Here is a 19,437-nt window from a genome sequence, read left to right as displayed (position 1 = left end):
TATGTAAAGTAATGCTTTACTTTTGTAATGTAATGAATATCAGTTTGTTTTTTTTTAAAAATACTTGAGTGTGGCGCTATAAATAGCTTTAATGAACGAATTTTTACTTTTAGAAAAGATGAAGAAAATAATTTTGGGAATAGTAATTTTGGTAGTGTTTTTATCTTATGGACAAGAATTAGCTGTTACTCATCAAGAAACAAATTGGTTATCTGGTATTTTTGATTTTTTTCTCAAGATTAAAAATGGTCTTATGTTACTTCTTTTTTCGATATGTGCTGCCTTTTTATATGTCTTAGGTTGGTTTTTGGGGTTGAATTATAAGGAGATATCTGTTTATTTTAATTTGTATTTTCAAACAATAGTGCCTATTGTAATAGGAGTATATTTTGTGGGTAAATATTTTATAAACAAGAGATTAAATGTTTTTAGCTTATTAACCATCGTTATGCTTGTTGGTAATATATATTTGCTTTTATGGGTATATAAGCGGTATCCAATTGTGAAAATCAATTATAGTTTTAACAAATGTGTTGCAGATTTGCAATGGTTAGCAAAATATTTTAAAACACAATATGTTGATGTCAATATCTACATATTTGTTGTTGGTTTTATACTGAATATAGCACTTTATTTACTATTTTACCGTTTGAGTAATTACTTGAAAAAGTAAATCAATTTCATTGCAATAAAATCCAGATTTTTTCAGCTTTAAATATTTGTAGCTGATATTATTAGCTTGATGTGTTTTTTAGGGGGTTCGCTCAATGAAATGCACTGACAAGTTGCTCCTAATTACCAATAAAAAAAGCCGAAACGGTAGGTTTCGGCCAAATGATAGGTATGTAAAGAAAATAATGTTTATACCTCACGGGTAATGTCCCAATGCTCTAAATACTCGGCTACACGTTGCACAAACATACCACCCAAGGCACCATTTACCACGCGGTGGTCGTAGCTGTGCGAAAGCATCATTTTGTATCGGATACCGATAAGGTCGCCGTCGGGGGTTTCAATCACTGCAGGAACTTTACGAATAGCTCCTATGGCTAAAATACCCACTTGAGGCTGATTGATAATAGGCGTACCAAATACATTGCCAAACGAACCGATGTTAGTAACGGTGTAGGTGCCATCTTTTACCTCATCGGGTTTGAGCTGTCCGGCACGAGCACGAGTTGCCAAATCGTTAACTACTTTTGCCATACCGCGCAGACTGAGTTGGTCGGCATTTTTTATCACAGGAACAATCAAGTTCCCGTCGGGCAGGGCTGTAGCCATACCAATGTTAATATTTTTCTTTTTGATGATTTTGGTGTCTTCTACCGAAATATTCATCATTGGATAATCTTTTAGGGCTTGGGTAACAGCTTCCATAAAGATAGGTGTAAAGGTGAATTTTTCGCCCTCGCGTGTTTCGAATGCTTTTTTGACCTTATTACGCCAATTCCAAATGCGGGTAACATCTACCTCAGTAAAGCTTTGTACGTGCGCCGAAGTTTGTTTGCTTCGGGTCATATGTTCGGAAATCATTTTACCCATACGCGTCATCTCAATGATTTCGTCACCAGTGGCAGTAAGTGACTTAGCATCAGTTTTTTCCGATTCCGACTGTTTTTCCTCCATAGGTGTAATGCTCGGTACACTATCGTAGGTTTTCATTTGTGTGGGTACGAAAGGTACTTGCTCGGCAATTTGACTTATTGGGGTTTTTTCAGATGCTTTTTCAAGGGGAGTTGGTGTCGTTTCACTTGAAGTTTCTTGTAGTACACGACGGCTTTCCAAATACATCAAGATATCGTCTTTGGTTACACGATTATCTGCCCCTGTACCTAATATTTTGTTAAGTTCTAATAAGGAAATGCCCTCTTTTTTAGCGATGCTTTTTACTAAAGGCGAATAGAAACGGTCAAGCTCGGGTGGGAAGTTATAGTCGGTTGTGGTCTCGGTAGAAACTTGCTCTGGTTCAGGGTTGGATAGCTTATAGGCAACCTCAAACGGATTGTCAAAAGTGGGGCTTTGGAACGTTTGATTAGTAGGTTGTTGCTCAACCTCAGCAGATAATTCCTCTGTGGAGGGGGCTTCTTGAGTTTGTTCCGTTTCGATAATGGCCATTACCTGCCCAATTTTCACCACTTGGTCAACCTCAAACAAAATTTCAGTAATTACGCCACTAACTTCTGAAGGAATTTCTGAATCCACCTTATCGGTAGCCACCTCAACAATACTTTCTTCTGCTTCAATTGTATCACCTACTTTTTTAAGCCAAGCTGTAATGGTAGCTTCAGCAACACTTTCGCCCATTTGAGGCAATCTTAATTCATATTTAGCCATTGTATTTTCAAAAATTATTTTAGTAATGAATGGTAGTATTTCCGTCAGATATCGGAAAGCCCCCAAATATATAAAAAATGTGTGTATTTACGCTTTTTCAAACGTTAAAATTAACGCTGGGATTATAGTTTTAGGGTATGTTCAAAGGGAATACGCTGTAAGATGCTTCTACCCAAAGTGATTTCATCGGCATACTCCAGTTCACTTCCCACCGATATACCACGTGCTATGGTAGAGGTGATGATGTTGTATTTTTCGATTTGCTTGTAGATGTAAAAATTAGTAGTGTCGCCCTCCATCGTGTTGCTCAGTGCAAAGATGATTTCTTTAACACCCCCGTTTTTTACCCTTTCTACCAATTGAGAAATGTTTAAGTTGAGCGGACCTACACCATCTATGGGTGATATTTTTCCACCAAGTACGTGATATTTACCAAAGAATTGTCCCGTATTTTCAATAGCCATTACATCTCGAAAATCTTCTACCACACAAATCAGTTCGCCATTACGGCTGTGATTGGCACATATTGGGCAAATGGGTGTGTCGGAGATATTGAAGCAAGACTCGCAATACCCAATTTGCTGACGTAACGAGGATAGTGCATTTGCTAGTCGCAGACTTTGTTCTTGGGGTTGTTTGAGTAGATGTAGTGCCAAACGTAAGGCAGTACGTTTCCCAATTCCAGGCAGTTGTGCAATTTCGTAAACGGCGTTTTCTAATAATTTCGATGAGAATTCCATAAAGTTATAATCGTGCGACAAAGGTAATAAAATGCTTTAAAAACTTTGTTTGTTGTTAGTTTTTGTGTTTTTTATAATTCTGATTTAAAATCAATTGTATTCACTATTTAAAATTATTCCAAATAAATTTTGTTTTTTTGGAAAGCTGTTTTATATTTGCCCTGTCATTGTTTGTTTTTCATACAGCGTTTTTGGTTTTACTGCTTTGATTGGGTATGAAGCTGCAATGATGATAGGTCGTAATAGTGTTTTTATATTTCAAATGCGGTTCGCAGAGTGAAGAAAAGTTCTTGTGTAATAAAATGTCAGTTGTTATTGTTTTCACTTGCGAATTAGTTAGTTTTAAGCCGAAAAGTCCGCTCTTGTGGCGGACTTTTTGGCTTTATTTATGGGGTTTAAAGGGGCAAATCTACCTCAATTTGGTTTCGGGTGAGGTCTTCCAAGGTTTCTGCCTTGCGGATTAAATGGGCTTGGTCATTATACCAAAGTACCTCGGCAGGACGAAAACGCGAGTTGTAGTTGCTCGACATTGTAAAGCAGTACGCCCCCGCATTGTGAAAACATAAAATATCACCTTCTGATATTTCAGAAATCTGTCGGTTTGAGGCAAAAGTATCCGTCTCACAAATATATCCCACCACTGAATAAAAGCGTTTCTTACCGTTTAAATTCGATAAATTTTCAATATGATGCGAAGCTCCGTAAAACATTGGGCGTATTAAATGATTAAACCCCGAGTCAATTCCTGCAAAAACCGTAGAGGTGGTTTGTTTCACCACATTAACTTTAGCTAAAAAGTACCCCGATTGGCTCACCAAAAATTTACCAGGTTCAAAGGCAAGGGTAAGCTCTCGTCCGTATGATTTACAAAAGGCATTGAATCGTTTTGAGAGCTTTTTACCCAATTCTTCAATGTCGGTTTGAATATCGTTCTCTTTGTAGGGAACTTTAAATCCGCTTCCGAAATCAATAAACTCTAACTCAAGAAAATGTTTGGCTTGTTCAAAAAGAATTTCCGAGGCGTACAGAAAAACATCAATATCAAGAATGTCGCTTCCAGTATGCATATGAATGCCGTTGATACGCATTTTGGTATTTTCTACAATACGAAGTATTAACGGCACTTGATGAATACTAATTCCGAATTTACTGTCGATATGCCCAACCGAAATGTTGTTGTTGCCCCCTGCCATTACGTGCGGATTGATACGTATACACACCGGAATTTCAGGATGTTTGCTTCCGAATTGTTCCAAAACCGAGAGGTTATCAATATTGATTTGAACGCCCAGTTCAGCCGCTTGTTCAATTTCTTCCATTGAAACACCATTGGGAGTAAAGATGATTTGTTGCGGAGCAAACCCAGCCATCAGTCCCAGCTGTACTTCTTGTATGGATACGGTATCCAAACCGCTTCCGAGTTGTTTGAGTAATTTCAATACAGAAATGTTGGAAAGCGCTTTTACTGCATAGTTTATACGCAAATGCTTCACTTGGGTAAACGCTGAGGTAAGTCTTTGATATTGTGAGATGATTTTATGAGCGTCGTAAACGTATATGGGATTACCGAAGCGCTCGGAAATAGCCAGTAAGTCTGTTGTTTTTATCATTTTATAAATCAAATTTAATAAGGTTCATATTTTGTTTGTACAAAAATAAACTAACTTTTAGAATTTCAAACAATTTTTGAAAATAATAATATTATTACAACAAGAAGTTTTATTTATAACAAACAAGGAGATTGAAAATGTTCAATCTCCTTGTTTATGCTTATTATATTATGATGTATTATCGTTTCGGATTTACTTTCCGCTGGAATAGGTTTGTCCGTTTTTCAATGCTTTCTGGCGGAATAAATCATCAAGTGACACAATATGATAGCCTTGCGATTTTAAATTTTTAATTACTTGCGGAATTGCCTGTACCGTACTTTTATGAATGTCGTGTGCCAAAATAATCCCTTGTGGTGAAGTTTTTGACATTGCTTCGGCTACACGACTTGCCTCACGGTATTTCCAGTCGAGAGGGTCAACATTCCACATAATTACAGGTCTGCCTACCATTGCCAAATTTTCCTTAGTATGAGCACCATACGGAAAGCGGAAATATCGTGGTTTTTCACCCGTGATTCCTGACACAATCTCATCGGTAAGGTTGATTTGTCGTAATGCTTCCTCGTCTGAAATTTTACGAAAATCTTTGTGGTCATACGAATGATTACCGATGTTATGCCCTTCTTCTGCCATACGCTTAAGTGTTTGTTTTTGAACCGATGCCGACTTCCCTAATACGAAAAAAGTAGCCTTTACATCTTCCTCCTTTAAAGCGTCCAAAAGCTGTGAGGTGTACACCGAAGGTCCGTCATCAAAAGTAAGTGCCACACACGGAACTTTCGAGCAATCTACTCCTGAATATGTTGGTTTAGAAATATTTATATCAGAAATTTGAGTACTACTTTCTTCTTTTTTGAAAATTTGCAAGAAAGTGTCGCTAACATACTTTTCAATAATATCTTTTGGAACTTGTATTGTGAAATCTCCCATTGAACCACTAGCAATCTGATATTTATCGAAAAGAACATACCAATCGCCTTTCTCATCAAAGAACAATCCGTCATAGTTTTTTTCGTTAGGAAGTGTTCCTTCTGTCAGAGCCTCTTCCAATGATTGCAACACTTCATTTCGCTCCTCATCATTGGCATAACTTGAAGATTCTTGTATGCGTTTTTTCAGCAAATCGCGACCTATATTTTTCATTTCTTGTGCAAATTGTTCAAAACTTGTTTCATTTTTGAAAAAATCTTTAGGTTGAAGTTTCTTTTTATTTTTCAAATCGAAAGCCGAAACAATGAAAGAATCATCGTAAGTATTTCCGTAAGAAACATTTCGCTCGTGAAGAAATATAAGAAAATCTGCTGAATGATATTTAACTTCAAAGTGTTGATTAAAATCCAAACTAGATACAGATTCCTTATTTCGGTCTTCCTTGAAAGTTTGTTTAAATTCGTTTACAAGAGTTTCAGTAAAAGCTTTTTCACTTTGATTTACAAACTCATACGCTGTAACTGGAAATGAAGCCGTTAAATGGCTTTTTTCGGGGTCATTGCCAATTTTCACGGTGTAAACCTGAATATCATCTTCGGAATTGGTAATGATAGTTTCTTCAGGAAGTGGCACAAATTCAGTGATTTCTGCATTCGCCTCTACATTTTCATCAGATGAATTGGTTTTCGTTTTGGTGTTGTTACAAGCAACTAACAACAAGGAGAGTACTCCAGAGTAAAGAAAGTTTTTCATATTTGTTCAAGATAATTTTATGGGCAAATATAGTACTATTTTAACCAAAGGACAAAGGGTAAGTTTTTTAGAAGGATAAAGTGCCAAGTTCCAAGTTCCAAGTACTGAGTTTCAGGTTTAAAAGCAACTAATCACTAATTACTATCTGCCGAAAGCCAAGCATTAGAGTTTGTTTTGTGTTATAGTAAAATTGCGTACCTTTACACTCTGAATAAAATTAAACTAATGCGAATACATTTTATTTCAATAGGAGGTGCTGCGATGCACAATTTAGCTTTAGAACTTTCCCAATTGGGTAATGTGGTGAGTGGTAGTGACGATGCTATCTATGAACCTTCTCGTTCCCGATTGCAACAAGCGGGACTCTTGCCCCAAGCTATGGGCTGGTTCCCTGAAAAAATAACCTCTGATTTAGATATTGTTATCTTAGGAATGCACGCCAAAAAGGATAATCCTGAACTTCTAGAAGCACAGCGTTTGGGACTAAGAATTTGTTCCTATCCTGAGTTTATTTATGAGCATTCCAAAAACAAAACCCGTGTGGTAATTGGGGGAAGTCACGGAAAAACGACCATTACATCAATGGTTTTACACGTGATGAATTACTGCGGAATAGCGGTAGATTATTTAGTAGGCGCTCAATTAGAAGGATTTGAGCGTATGGTTCGGCTTTCACAAACGGCAGAGTTTATGCTTATTGAAGGAGACGAATACCTTTCCTCTCCCATTGATTTAAAATCCAAGTTTCATTGGTACAAGCCTAATATTGCATTAGTTAGCGGAATAGCTTGGGATCATATCAATGTTTTCCCAACACCTGAAGTTTATGCCCAACAGTTCAAAGTATTCGTTGATAGTATCGTTAATGGTGGGATACTTGTTTATAATGAAGAAGATACACTACTTGTTAAAATAGTAAACGAAACTGAAAATCCTATTCGTAAACTTCCCTATCATACGCCTCATTATCACATACGAAAAGGTATTACGTATCTAATTACCGAAGAAGGAGAGCTTCCTCTGGAAATTTTCGGGAAGCACAATATGAGTAACTTGGAAGGGGCTAAGCAAATCTGCCAACATATGGGGGTTGATGAAAATGACTTTTATCAAGCGATACTTTCTTTTAAAGGTGCTTCAAAGCGTTTGGAAAAGATGTATTTATCTGAAAAAGTGGCTGTTTTTAAAGATTTTGCACACGCTCCAAGTAAGGTACGGGCAACTGTAGCTTCGGTGGTGGAGCAATTCCCTGAAAAAGAGGTCGAAGCCTTTTTAGAGTTGCACACTTTCAGTAGTTTACGCCCCGAATTTTTGAAAGAATATGCAGGTTCACTTGATGAGGCTACTTCTGCTGTGGTTTATTATGATGAAGGTGCATTAAAAACCAAAGGTGTGGCAGATATTTCTCCTGAATTTATCCGTGAGATGTTCCAAAGAGAAGATATCAAAGTTTTTAATAAATCTGCTGATTTTCAAGAGTATATCTATAATAAAACCTATAATAATTCTGTGTTGTTACTGATGAGTTCAGGGAATTACGGAGGACTTAACTTTCAGAACTTAATCGACAAAATCATAAAAAAATATTAAAAACAAGGCAGAATGAAATAATATAATTAGTTTTGTCGAGATAAAAACGTAAAAAATAAATTCAATGTTATCATTACAAACTTTACTACAACAAGGTGTTGCCTCTGAAACCGAACCACTCGTTGAAGAAAAAACACTTTCCGTTATTGATTTGATTTTGAATGGAGGTACTTCCAGTGTTGTTATTATAGCCATACTCTTACTTATGTTGGCAGTAGCGCTTTTCATCTACTTTGAGCGTACTTTTGCCATTAAGGCGGCTTCCAGAGTAGATAAAAACTTTATGTTTCAGATTAAAGATAGTATTACCGCAGGACGTATTGATTCGGCAAAGATGCTGTGTGCTCAATCGGATACTCCTGTTGCTCGATTGGTCGAAAAAGGCATTACCCGTATAGGCAAACCTTTAGAAGATATCAATAAAGCTATTGAAAATGCAGGTACACTTGAGGTGTATAAATTAGAAAAAAATACAGCAATTTTGGCTACTATTGCTGGTGCTGGACCGATGATTGGTTTTTTAGGAACCGTTATAGGGATGATTTTGGCATTTCACGAAATGGCAAGCAGTGGAGGTCAGGCAGAAATGGGGGCTTTAGCCAGTGGAATCTATACCGCTATGGCAACTACTGTGGCAGGACTCATTGTAGGGATTGTTTCTTACATTGGGTATAATCATTTGGTAGTACGAACCGATAAGGTAGTACATCAAATGGAGGCATATGCTGTTGAATTTCTGGATTTACTTAACGAACCTATGTAAGGTCAAACCTCTAAACATAATTTAAGATGAAAATAAGAGGTAGAAATAGGGTAAGTGCCGAGTTTAGTATGTCGTCAATGACAGATATTGTATTTCTGTTGTTGGTCTTTTTTATGCTTACAGCCAATAGCCCCAATGCGTTGGATTTACTATTGCCAAGGGCCAAAGGAAAGTCAACCAATACACAAAACGTTTCGGTAAGCATTAACAAAAACTTGAATTATTTTATTGACAAAAAGCAAATTGAGCCTGAAAAATTAGAACAAGAATTGAGAGTTTTACTCAAAGATGTTGAAAAACCTACCATAATCTTGCGTGTGGAAGAATCTGTACCTATCGAAAAAGCGGTTACCGTGATGGATATTGCTAATCAAAATCAATATAAGGTTATTTTGGCAGTACGACCTAAATAGAACGATCCTTTATGAGCATAACAGATACCAAACATAAACGCAAATCATTGATAATAACCATACTTTTGATGAGTTTGGTGGTGTTTTTGTTGTTTTACACGGGGCTTAAATATTTAGACCCTCCTCCAGAGAGTGGCATTGATGTGGTTTTTGGGGTAACTCCTGCAGGTCAAGGGCAACGTACCTCACCTCCGAAGCAAGAGGTGGCACAGCCTCAAGAGCAACTCTCTGAATCTACACCACCTACACAAACAACCCCCAATCCCGTAAAGGAAGAAGTCCTTACACAGGAAAATCAAGAAGAGGTAGTACTACCTAAAGAGGTTAAGAAAGAGGAAAAGATAGACAAAAAGGTGGAACCTAATAAAGATACCAAGCCTCAAAAAACAGCTGAAAATCAAAAACCTAAAGAAAAGCCTCAGCAATCGTCTAAACCCTCAAAAGAAACCACTGATGCGTTATCTAATATTTTTGGAGCAGCTGACGCTAAAGGAGAAGCTACTTCGGGGCAGGGCGATGATAAACAGTCTGGATACAAAGGAGATCCTCAAGGAAATCCGTACGCTAATTCGTTTTATGGTTCAGGAGGTTCAGGAAGCAGTGGTAAAGGCTGGGGATTGAATGGGCGTAGCCTTAAAGACAGTGGTTTAGTTAAACAAAATTGCAATGAATCTGGCAGGGTTGTGGTTCAGATTGAAGTAAACCAGTCTGGTAACGTAATCAAAATAACCCCTGGGGTTCGAGGAACGACCAATAATCATCCGTGTCTTATGGAAGCGGCTAAAGAAACGGCAAAAACTTATCGCTGGAATGCCGATAAAAATGCACCGATTAGCCAAGTAGGTTTTATCGTCATCAACTTCAAACTCGGAGAATAACATATGTGAAATATTATAAAATAGCCTGATTTTTTCGGCCTATTATTTTGAAAATATATTTTTAATGAATTATAAAGAAACACTTGCGTGGATGTTTAATCGCCTACCGATGTATCAAAATAAAGGCAGGGAGGCTTTAAATCATAAACTAGATAATATCAGATTATTATCGGAGCGTTTGGGAAATCCTCATCAGCAATTCAAGTCGATACACGTGGCAGGAACCAATGGTAAGGGGTCGTCGAGCCATATGCTGGCATCGGTATTGCAACAAGCGGGGTATCGGGTAGGATTATACACCTCTCCTCATTTGAGAGATTTCCGTGAGCGTATTAAAATCAATGGCGTTGAAATTTCAGAACAATATGTGGTTGATTTTGTAGCTCGTCATCAATCGTTTTTTGAATCAACTTCCCTTTCTTTTTTCGAAATGACGGTCGGCTTGGCTTTTCAATATTTTGCTTCTGAAAATGTGGATATTGCTGTTATAGAAGTAGGTTTAGGAGGGCGGCTCGATTCTACCAATATAATAACTCCGCAGGTTTCGTTAATCACCAATATATCGAAAGATCACACCGATATTTTAGGGCACACCCTTGCCGAAATAGCTTTTGAAAAAGCAGGAATTATCAAGCAAGGCATTCCTGTGGTAATCAGTGAAAATGACCAACAAACGGCTGTCGTTTTTGTAAATCAAGCCCAAGAAAAACAAGCTCCTATTACCTTTGCTAGTACTTTATCCTGCAACTATATTACGGATTTACAAGGGATATATCAAGCAAAAAATATAAAAGGAGTTGTGGCTGTATTGGAAATTTTAAAGAATAAAGGTTGGAAAATTACTTCGGAAAATATCACTTTAGGATTACAAAATGTAGTGAAAAACACGGGACTTAAAGGGCGTTGGCAAACCTTATCCGAAACTCCAAAAATTATTTGTGATACAGCACATAATTTAGCAGGACTTTCTTTGGTTATGCAACAATTACAAAATCAACAGTTTGAAAAATTACATATCGTACTAGGTTTTGTTAAGGACAAAGATGTACAACAAGTGTTGGAGGTGTTTCCAAAATCGGCAACATACTATTTTTGCTCTCCTGCCATTCCTCGTGGGTTGGAAGTTGAAACTTTAAAAGCATTAGCAGAGACTAAAGGGCTTCAAGGACAGGTATATCCCTCTGTTCAAAAAGCATTGGAAAAAGCTAAGGAAAACGCTCATCCAGCTGATTTTATTTTTGTAGGAGGGAGCACTTTTGTGGTAGCAGAAGTTGTCTAAATGATTTTAAAAAGTTTCAAGAACAAGTACGGAGACAATCTACGTGTACTTAACCAAAGTTGAAATGTGTTAAGAAATCATTTTGCTAAACTTTTCTTTGTTGTTTAAGTATTTTCTTTTTTTATTATGCTTGTTGTCAATAGGATTGTTTTATTGTTTTTGTAATGGCAGGATCTGAAAATCTTCTTAGAAAAAACATATAAATAGTTTGTGGATTACAAAAAAAATGTTATTTTTGCCCCCAGTTTAAAAGGGAAGCTATGTAGTAATTGCTTCTGTACTTATAGAATTTTTTATCCTAGTAAAGATATTTTAAAGAATCAGAGTCATGAAAAGAACATTTCAACCATCAAAAAGAAAGAGAAGAAATAAACACGGTTTCAGAGAGCGTATGGCTACTGCAAACGGAAGAAAAGTATTAGCGAGAAGAAGAGCTAAAGGAAGAAAAAAATTAACAGTTTCTTCAGAACCAAGACATAAAAAATAATGTCGATGGTTGGGTTTTACAATATATAAAGGTGTTATCTTTTTTAGGTAACACCTTTTTTTTAAACAAATTTACTATCTCATTAAATCCTACGTTAATAATTTGTTTGATAATTTGTGAAAAATCTTTTTATTCCGAAATCTTAACGGACGGAATGGTTGAAAATGATTAAAAATATTAAAAAATATTTGAAGTTATATCACCAAAAATGTGAAGAAAGTCTCAAAAAGTGGGGATACTACTATCCACCTCGCAATTGGGAAGAATTTGAAAAATGGAATCAAGACACTTTTGAAAAATATTTACAAGATTTGAGTGATGAAATCAGTAAAACAAAATCATATATTAGTTTGCTGAACAACATAAAAGAGTTTGGTTTTTATCTGGCTTTTAGTAATCAAGATTTTGAGTTGCTGAATAATGTTTTGTATCAGACTGCCCGGCAAGAGATTTTATCAACTTCTGTAACAGAAAGTGGTACAGACCATTGCAATGCTTTTTTTGATGTACTTTCAGCCTTTGCCTGTAATGATTTTCAAATTATAGAAAGCCTTTTTCCAAAAGAATTGCCACATTCCAAAGGGCAATTTTACACTGAAAATGCAGTCAATTTGCTAAAGGTAATTTACTTTAAGGAAGAAGATTTAAAGCAAATAGCTTTGCAAAAGGCAGAAAAGTTTGTACAAAAGAAAATAACGGCTTGGGAAAAATTTGTGGTATTGTATTTTGTGGCGTTGGTTGAAAAAGACGCTCAAAAAGCATCAAATTGTTTGCAAGAACTCTGTGTGGCATACCAGAAATTAGGTTACCCACGAGAAAAGATAGATAAGTGTTTTGCTCAAGAAATTCACGGGCTATATCGTTTGGTACACGAACTTGATGCGGATTTGTTTACCAAAATTGAGATGCCAACACACGATTGTTTTTTTCAGGAATTTGAAATTTGGCAACAAGAAAATCAGTTTCCAAAAGGAAAATTATTCTATATCTATCCGCCAAAAATGGATTATATGAATCAAATTTTCAATGCCCAAATGCCAAAAATGGAACTTTTTGAAAAGACGTATTCTGAAAATAGAAAGTATATTTTCAAAAATGCAGACAAATTTGCTGTGGATTTAACAAGAAGTATAAAAGAAAATTTGTAAGTTGCAACCTAAAAGTGTGTGATACAGATGTATTCTTTATAAGTTGAATTAGAATTTATATATATCATAAAAAAATCAATCTTTCTCAACAATTTTTGCTATTGAGTTGGAGAGAAAATCAAAAAAAAATAAAAATCATAAAGAAATGCCAAAGCGTAAAGATTTAAATTGTGTATTGTTAATTGGTTCAGGACCAATCATTATCGGACAAGCCTGTGAGTTTGACTATTCAGGTTCGCAGTCATTGCGTTCGCTACGTGAGGACGGCATCGAAACGGTGCTTATCAACAGCAATCCTGCAACCATTATGACTGACCCTTCAATGGCTGACCACGTCTATTTGAAGCCTTTGACTACCAAATCCATAGTTGAAATTCTGAAAAAACATCCCAATATTGATGCCGTTTTGCCTACAATGGGAGGGCAAACCGCCCTAAATCTTTGCATTGAAGCCGCTGAAAAAGGGATTTGGAAAGATTTTGGTGTGGAAATCATCGGGGTGGATATCGATGCCATCCAAATTACCGAAGACCGAGAGAAATTCCGTGTGCTTTTGGACAAAATTGGCATTCCGATGGCTCCGTCCGAAACGGCAAATTCCTTCCTTCGAGGAAAAGAAATCGCTCAGAAATTCGGTTTTCCTTTGGTGATTCGTCCGTCGTTTACATTGGGCGGAACAGGAGCTTCTGTGGTGTACAAAAAGGAAGATTTCGACACGCTTCTCACACGTGGTTTGGAGGCTTCTCCCATTCACGAAGTGTTGATTGACAAGGCGTTAATGGGTTGGAAGGAATACGAATTGGAACTTCTTCGTGATAAAAACGATAACGTGGTAATTATCTGTACCATTGAAAATATGGACCCAATGGGTATCCACACGGGCGACTCCATTACCGTTGCTCCGGCGATGACGCTTTCCGACAGAACGTTCCAACGTATGCGTGATATGGCAATCAAGATGATGCGAAGTATTGGCGATTTTGCGGGAGGTTGCAACGTACAATTTGCCGTTTCTCCTGACGAAAAAGAAGATATTATCGCCATAGAAATCAATCCGCGTGTGTCACGTTCTTCGGCATTGGCTTCCAAAGCAACAGGCTATCCGATTGCCAAAATTGCAACAAAATTGGCTATTGGTTATAACTTGGACGAACTTTCTAACCAAATCACTAAGTCCACTTCGGCACTTTTTGAACCTACGTTGGATTATGTTATCGTAAAAATTCCGCGTTGGAACTTTGACAAATTCGAAGGTTCTGACCGCACTATCGGTCTGCAAATGAAATCGGTAGGAGAAGTAATGGGTATCGGTCGCTCGTTCCAAGAGGCGCTTCATAAAGCTACGCAATCACTTGAAATCAAACGCAATGGATTGGGAGCAGATGGCAAAGGATACAAAAATTATGAGCAAATCATCGACAAACTTACCAATCCGAGTTGGGATAGAGTCTTTGTGATTTACGACGCCATCGCGATGGGTATTCCGCTTTCGAGAATTCACGAAATCACTAAGATAGATATGTGGTTCTTGAAGCAATACGAAGAACTATACAGCATTGAGAAAGAAATTTCAACCTATAAAATAGAAACGCTTCCGAAAGATTTACTATTGGAAGCCAAACAAAAAGGCTTTGCCGACCGCCAAATCGCTCATATGTTGGGATGTTGGGAAAGTGAAGTCTATAAAAAACGTGAAGAATTGGGTATCAACCGCGTATATAAGTTGGTAGATACGTGTGCTGCCGAGTTTAAAGCACAAACGCCGTATTATTACTCTACGTTTGAAGCTCCAATTCGTGATGCGAACGGCAATCTTTTCACAGCGAACGATAGTATCGTTTCCGACCGTAAAAAAGTAGTTGTGTTAGGCTCAGGCCCCAACCGCATTGGGCAGGGCATTGAGTTCGATTACTGTTGCGTTCACGGAGTGCTTTCGGCTGCCGAGTGCGGTTACGAAACTATTATGATTAACTGCAACCCTGAAACGGTTTCTACGGATTTTGACACGGCGGACAAGCTCTACTTCGAGCCTGTTTTTTGGGAACATATTTACGACATCATTCGTCACGAAAAACCCGAAGGTGTTATCGTTCAGTTAGGCGGACAAACCGCTTTGAAATTGGCTGAAAAACTTCATAAATATGGCATTAAAATCATCGGAACGAGCTTTGACGCGTTGGATTTGGCAGAAGACCGAGGGCGTTTTTCTACTTTATTGAAAGAATTGGGCATTCCGTATCCGAAATTTGGTGTTGCCGAAACTGCCGACGAAGCCTTAAAGTTAGCCGATGAGTTGGACTTCCCGCTTTTGGTGCGTCCGTCGTATGTGTTGGGTGGGCAAGGAATGAAAATCGTTATCAACAAGCACGAATTGGAAGAACACGTGGTGGATTTGCTTCGTAAAATTCCGAATAACAAACTTTTGCTCGACCATTATTTAGATGGAGCTATCGAAGCCGAAGCCGACGCCATTTGCGATGGCGAAAACGTGTACATCATCGGAATTATGGAACACATCGAACCGTGTGGGGTGCATTCGGGGGATAGTAACGCCACACTGCCGCCCTTTAACATCGGTGAGTTTGTGATGCAACAAATCAAAGACCATACGCACAAAATAGCCAAAGCCCTAAACACGGTGGGACTGATAAACATTCAGTTTGCCATTAAGGACGACACGGTGTACATCATCGAAGCCAACCCGAGGGCGTCGCGTACCGTTCCGTTTATCGCCAAAGCCTATGGGGAGCCGTACGTGAACTACGCTACCAAAGTGATGCTCGGTGAGAAGAAAGTAACCGACTTTAACTTCCAACCGAAATTGGACGGATTTGCTATCAAACAGCCCGTGTTTTCGTTTAACAAGTTCCCGAATGTGGATAAGCGTTTAGGACCCGAAATGAAATCTACCGGCGAGAGCATTCTTTTCATAGACGACCTCAAAGACGACCAATTCTATGAACTCTATGCAAGAAGGAAAATGTATCTGTCCAAATAGGCGGTAGGAATTAGCAAATAGAAAATAGTAAGGGCGAATTATAATTCGCCCTTTTTTTAATATTTTCGTAACTTTGCAAACAAAAAAGTTAACATTGAAAAACATAATAAAATCACCATTGAATTATATAGGGGGGAAAAGTAAAATTTTAGATCAAATTTTACCTCTTTTTTCAACAAACATTAACTATTTTGTAGATTTATTTTCGGGTGGATGTAATGTAGGGATAAATGTCTCTGCTAATAAGGTGTTTTTTAACGACAATCTTTCCTTTTTGGTGGATATGTATAGAATATTTCAAAAAAATGAATTGGAAAAAATAACAAACTATATAGAAAATAAGATTAAAGAATTAAATCTTTCACAAACCAATGAAAAGGGTTACAAAACATTAAGAAATCAGTACAATGAAAATAAAAATCCTTTGGATTTGTTCGTTTTGATTGCCTTTTCATTTAATCATCAAATTCGTTTTAATAATAATCATGAGTTTAATAATCCTTTTGGAAGAGAACGAAGTAGTTTTAATCCTAAAATGAAACAGAAGTTGGTTGCCTTTATCAATAGAATAAAAGAAATTCAACCTGTTTTTTCTGATAAATGTTTTTCAGAATTTGATTTTTCAGAATTACAAAGTAATGATTTTGTGTATTGTGATCCTCCTTATTTAATAACCACAGGGACTTATAATGATGGTAAAAGAGGATTTAAAGGTTGGACACAAAAAGAAGAATATCAATTACTTGAATTATTAGATGACCTAAATGGAAGAAATATAAAATTTGCATTATCAAATGTTTTAGAGCACAAAGGGAAGTCAAATGAAATATTAAAAAATTGGTTGAGATATAATCCTAATTATAGGGTTAACTATATTGATTTTCATTATGCAAATTCTAATTACCAAACTCTTGTTAGGGATAAAAAAGCAAGTGTTGAAGTGTTGATAACTAACTATGAGCCACCTAAAAAGCAAGACTTATTTTCAATTAACAATATTGAACTATAATGAGATATATAGGCAATAAAGAAAATTTGTGTGATAAAATTTATCATACACTACAGATAAAAAATATAGAAGGAAAGTCTTTTTTTGATTTTTTTGCAGGAACTACGAGTGTAGGTCAATATTTTAAGTCAAAAGGATATAAAGTTTTTTCTTCTGATTTAATGTATTTTTCCTATGTCTTACAAAGAGCTTATATTACTAATAATAGTTTCGATTTGTTTGATAAATTATTGCAAAATATTTTGATTGATAGCACAAATTTATTTGAAACGAATTTAGAAAAAGTTGTTTCGTTTCTTAATAAAATTTCAGAAAAAGAAGGGTTTATTTATGAAAATTACACACCAACCGGAACACAAGAATTAGAACAACCAAGAATGTTTTTTTCGGATCAAAATGGAAAAATTATAGATGCTATTCGTTTACAAATAGAGCAATGGAAAGAAGAAAATTTAATCTCTACAAATGAATATTTTATCTTAATTGCTTGTCTACTTGAATCGGTTTCTTTCTATGCTAATGTGGCAGGTGTCTATGCAGCTTTCCATAAAAAATGGGATCCGAGAGCGGTCAAGAAAATGGTTTTAAGACCTATAAAATTAATTACTAATGAGGAAGAAAATAGATCTTTTAATCAAGACTCTGTGGAGTTATTAGAAGAAATACAGGCAGATATTTTTTATCTAGATCCGCCCTATAACCAACGGCAATACGCTCCAAATTATCATCTTTTAGAAACTATAGCAAAGTATGATAACCCACAAATAAAGGGAGTGTCAGGTATGCGAGATTATCAACAACAAAAGTCCAAATTTTGTAATTCTAAAACAGCATTAGAAGAATTAAATAAGATTGCTCTCAAAGGAAAGTTTAAATACTTAGTTCTTAGTTACAACTCAGAGGGAATTATGAAAGAAAAAGATATTTTCTCAGTGCTACAAAAATGTGGAAAAGTAGAATTAGTAGAATTTGATTATCTACGTTTTAAAAGCAATAATAATGGTGAAAGTAAACATAAAAAATATATTAGAGAACAACTTTATATTTTGGAAAAATGAACAACCTTTGGATATTAACAGAAGAACGACCTAAGAAAAAGGTACTCGCTGTAATTTTACAAAAATTCACTCAGGATTATAAATTATCAGGGTTTATTGATTCTATTAGAATTTTACCTATTTTACAAGGTGGAAAGTTTGCTTTTACTTATGAAGTAACAGGATTTCGCTGTAATAAGGTTAATAAAGTTTATATAAAAACTGTTTCTGGCAATTCGAGTTTTACAGATTTTTTAATTTTCTTTCAAAAAGAGGAACCTAAACAAAAAGATATACCGATTTATGCAATAGAAGAAACAAAAACGGATGATAAAGAAAGTCGGAATACAGGGGTTTATCAGCGTTGTTCAAAGTTTGTTTTTATTGATAATTATTATCCGAACACCAAAAAGATAATGCTTTATAATTTACAGATAGAGCAAAAGGAAAAGCCAACGGAAACTTATATTTTTGGAACAAGATTACTTTTAACATTAGGAGTTGAAATTTTAGGTAAAAAACTTGATAAAGAGATATTTATTCCTTTTGGAACAACAGACGAAGTTATTGATTTTAAAAATAATATGAGACAGCCTCCTAAAGGGAATGTACCTATTTTGTTAAATAAACAGAAAGACAAAATAGAAATCTCGGGACGGCTTTTTAAAAGTAATGGACTTTCTCACGACCCTAATATAGGGGCGTTGAGTATTATTTCTACTGTTTTGAGAAAATTAGGTTGGGAAAAGAGAATTGTAATCACTCAACACGGATTAGAGCAAAATCATATAGGGAAAACCAATAAATTTATTCAAATTGCCAATAGAATTGGGATAGAATTAGATAAATTAACCATTCCAAAAGTAGAAATGAATAAAAGTTATTGGAAATATGATAAAGATGGCGAAAAATTAGGAACAATATTTATACATTTAGTGGTTGAAAATTTTACGCAAGGATGTTCTATTTTTGAAAATCACGCAGGTAGTGAAAAAGGGTATTTTATTCCAAAACAGGGAGAACCTATTCCATTGGCAAAATATAAAGATCGGGAAAAATACAAGGCAGGGAATAAAGATGAAATTATACACATTCCTGACCTTATCCTTTTTGATTTTGTTCGCAATGAGGTAATTAATATTGAAGGGAAAAAATATGAGTTCAGACATAATGGAATTTCCGAATTGGCCAATTATGATTATATTGAAAAACATTATATTAAAAAATACTATCCTAAAAGTAATATTATTAGAACCGTAGTTTTGTACGGAAGCCAAGAAACTCGAATTATAGAGATTGAAATTGGATTTTTACTGAATGAAAACGGACAACTTATTTTGGGAATAAAGGCTCCTGAACTTTTCCAAGAAGCGATTAAAAATTTACTGGATTTTTGGAATTAAAACAAAAATACCACTTAAAAAGATAAAATACATATAGATATACAAAAACTGATGTAATAAAA

General features: G+C 35.9%; 16 protein-coding genes. 12 read left to right on the top strand and 4 right to left on the bottom strand.

Going from position 1 to position 19,437, the window contains the following annotated elements:
* Positions 1–91: 91 nt before the first annotated feature.
* On the top strand, positions 92–673 hold the full coding sequence (locus tag CGC47_RS03680) for a hypothetical protein (protein ID WP_042001842.1): 582 nt from the start codon (positions 92–94) through the stop codon (positions 671–673).
* Between the two features lie 188 nt (positions 674–861).
* On the opposite strand, the gene CGC47_RS03675 is transcribed toward CGC47_RS03680, so the two are convergent.
* The 4 genes from CGC47_RS03675 to CGC47_RS03660 all read right to left on the bottom strand — a co-directional run bounded on the left by CGC47_RS03675 (position 862) and on the right by CGC47_RS03660 (position 6,370).
* The gene (locus CGC47_RS03675; RefSeq protein WP_169922911.1) at positions 862–2,334 is read right to left on the bottom strand and encodes a dihydrolipoamide acetyltransferase family protein; all 1,473 of its coding nucleotides are present in this window, start codon (positions 2,332–2,334) and stop codon (positions 862–864) included.
* 122 nt (positions 2,335–2,456) lie between these two features.
* Positions 2,457–3,074, bottom strand: a complete 618-nt coding sequence (recR, locus tag CGC47_RS03670) for a recombination mediator RecR (RefSeq protein WP_042001837.1) — start codon at positions 3,072–3,074, stop codon at positions 2,457–2,459.
* 395 nt (positions 3,075–3,469) lie between these two features.
* Positions 3,470–4,681 (bottom strand): diaminopimelate decarboxylase, encoded by a 1,212-nt coding sequence (lysA, locus tag CGC47_RS03665; protein WP_095900366.1) that lies wholly within the window; start codon positions 4,679–4,681, stop codon positions 3,470–3,472.
* A gap of 195 nt (positions 4,682–4,876) precedes the next feature.
* Positions 4,877–6,370, bottom strand: coding sequence for a polysaccharide deacetylase family protein (locus CGC47_RS03660; protein ID WP_042001835.1), 1,494 nt, complete (start codon positions 6,368–6,370; stop codon positions 4,877–4,879).
* A gap of 225 nt (positions 6,371–6,595) precedes the next feature.
* On the opposite strand from CGC47_RS03660, the gene CGC47_RS03655 reads away from it, so the two are divergent.
* The 11 genes from CGC47_RS03655 to CGC47_RS03605 all read left to right on the top strand — a co-directional run bounded on the left by CGC47_RS03655 (position 6,596) and on the right by CGC47_RS03605 (position 19,375).
* On the top strand, positions 6,596–7,960 hold the full coding sequence (locus CGC47_RS03655; protein ID WP_095899997.1) for a UDP-N-acetylmuramate--L-alanine ligase: 1,365 nt from the start codon (positions 6,596–6,598) through the stop codon (positions 7,958–7,960).
* A gap of 64 nt (positions 7,961–8,024) precedes the next feature.
* Complete coding sequence (locus CGC47_RS03650) at positions 8,025–8,723, top strand: MotA/TolQ/ExbB proton channel family protein (RefSeq protein ID WP_013996821.1); 699 nt, start codon at positions 8,025–8,027, stop codon at positions 8,721–8,723.
* A gap of 26 nt (positions 8,724–8,749) precedes the next feature.
* Positions 8,750–9,136 carry an ExbD/TolR family protein gene (locus CGC47_RS03645; protein WP_042001832.1) on the top strand — a complete coding sequence of 129 codons (387 nt, stop codon included), beginning with the start codon at positions 8,750–8,752 and terminating at the stop codon, positions 9,134–9,136.
* A gap of 11 nt (positions 9,137–9,147) precedes the next feature.
* Positions 9,148–10,014, top strand: a complete 867-nt coding sequence (locus tag CGC47_RS03640; RefSeq protein ID WP_042001829.1) for a cell envelope integrity protein TolA — start codon at positions 9,148–9,150, stop codon at positions 10,012–10,014.
* Between the two features lie 64 nt (positions 10,015–10,078).
* A complete protein-coding gene (locus CGC47_RS03635) occupies positions 10,079–11,293 on the top strand; it encodes a bifunctional folylpolyglutamate synthase/dihydrofolate synthase (protein WP_042001825.1) in 1,215 nt (404 codons plus the stop codon).
* Positions 11,294–11,621: 328 nt separating this feature from the next.
* Positions 11,622–11,780: a 50S ribosomal protein L34 gene (gene rpmH, locus CGC47_RS03630; RefSeq protein ID WP_002669412.1), complete on the top strand. Its 159-nt coding sequence runs from the start codon at positions 11,622–11,624 to the stop codon at positions 11,778–11,780.
* 188 nt (positions 11,781–11,968) lie between these two features.
* Entirely contained in the window at positions 11,969–12,928 is a 960-nt protein-coding gene (locus CGC47_RS03625; RefSeq protein ID WP_232779689.1) for a hypothetical protein, read from the top strand.
* 145 nt (positions 12,929–13,073) lie between these two features.
* A complete protein-coding gene (gene carB, locus CGC47_RS03620; RefSeq protein WP_013996737.1) occupies positions 13,074–15,926 on the top strand; it encodes a carbamoyl-phosphate synthase large subunit in 2,853 nt (950 codons plus the stop codon).
* Between the two features lie 94 nt (positions 15,927–16,020).
* On the top strand, positions 16,021–16,935 hold the full coding sequence (locus CGC47_RS03615; protein ID WP_232779688.1) for a DNA adenine methylase: 915 nt from the start codon (positions 16,021–16,023) through the stop codon (positions 16,933–16,935).
* Positions 16,935–17,993: a DNA adenine methylase gene (locus CGC47_RS03610; protein ID WP_095899996.1), complete on the top strand. Its 1,059-nt coding sequence runs from the start codon at positions 16,935–16,937 to the stop codon at positions 17,991–17,993. The genes CGC47_RS03615 and CGC47_RS03610 overlap by 1 nt, the downstream gene beginning before the upstream one ends.
* The gene (locus tag CGC47_RS03605) at positions 17,990–19,375 is read left to right on the top strand and encodes a hypothetical protein (protein ID WP_095899995.1); all 1,386 of its coding nucleotides are present in this window, start codon (positions 17,990–17,992) and stop codon (positions 19,373–19,375) included. Before CGC47_RS03610 ends, CGC47_RS03605 begins: the two co-directional genes overlap by 4 nt.
* Positions 19,376–19,437: the final 62 nt, after the last annotated feature.

This window comes from Capnocytophaga canimorsus, assembly GCF_002302565.1.
Lineage (GTDB): Bacteria > Bacteroidota > Bacteroidia > Flavobacteriales > Flavobacteriaceae > Capnocytophaga > Capnocytophaga canimorsus.
Note: the sequence above shows the minus strand (reverse complement) of the source record. Positions and strands in the feature narration are given on the sequence as shown.

Excerpts from the sequence above, each read along its gene's own strand:
- CGC47_RS03680 (WP_042001842.1), top strand. The coding sequence starts at position 92 with ATGAACGAATTTTTACTTTTAGAAAAGATGAAGAAAATAATTTTGGGA.
- CGC47_RS03675 (WP_169922911.1), bottom strand. The coding sequence starts at position 2,334 with ATGGCTAAATATGAATTAAGATTGCCTCAAATGGGCGAAAGTGTTGCT.
- recR (WP_042001837.1), bottom strand. The coding sequence starts at position 3,074 with ATGGAATTCTCATCGAAATTATTAGAAAACGCCGTTTACGAAATTGCA.
- CGC47_RS03660 (WP_042001835.1), bottom strand. The coding sequence starts at position 6,370 with ATGAAAAACTTTCTTTACTCTGGAGTACTCTCCTTGTTGTTAGTTGCT.
- CGC47_RS03655 (WP_095899997.1), top strand. The coding sequence starts at position 6,596 with ATGCGAATACATTTTATTTCAATAGGAGGTGCTGCGATGCACAATTTA.
- CGC47_RS03650 (WP_013996821.1), top strand. The coding sequence starts at position 8,025 with ATGTTATCATTACAAACTTTACTACAACAAGGTGTTGCCTCTGAAACC.
- CGC47_RS03645 (WP_042001832.1), top strand. The coding sequence starts at position 8,750 with ATGAAAATAAGAGGTAGAAATAGGGTAAGTGCCGAGTTTAGTATGTCG.
- CGC47_RS03640 (WP_042001829.1), top strand. The coding sequence starts at position 9,148 with ATGAGCATAACAGATACCAAACATAAACGCAAATCATTGATAATAACC.
- CGC47_RS03635 (WP_042001825.1), top strand. The coding sequence starts at position 10,079 with ATGAATTATAAAGAAACACTTGCGTGGATGTTTAATCGCCTACCGATG.
- rpmH (WP_002669412.1), top strand. The coding sequence starts at position 11,622 with ATGAAAAGAACATTTCAACCATCAAAAAGAAAGAGAAGAAATAAACAC.
- carB (WP_013996737.1), top strand. The coding sequence starts at position 13,074 with ATGCCAAAGCGTAAAGATTTAAATTGTGTATTGTTAATTGGTTCAGGA.
- CGC47_RS03610 (WP_095899996.1), top strand. The coding sequence starts at position 16,935 with ATGAGATATATAGGCAATAAAGAAAATTTGTGTGATAAAATTTATCAT.
- CGC47_RS03605 (WP_095899995.1), top strand. The coding sequence starts at position 17,990 with ATGAACAACCTTTGGATATTAACAGAAGAACGACCTAAGAAAAAGGTA.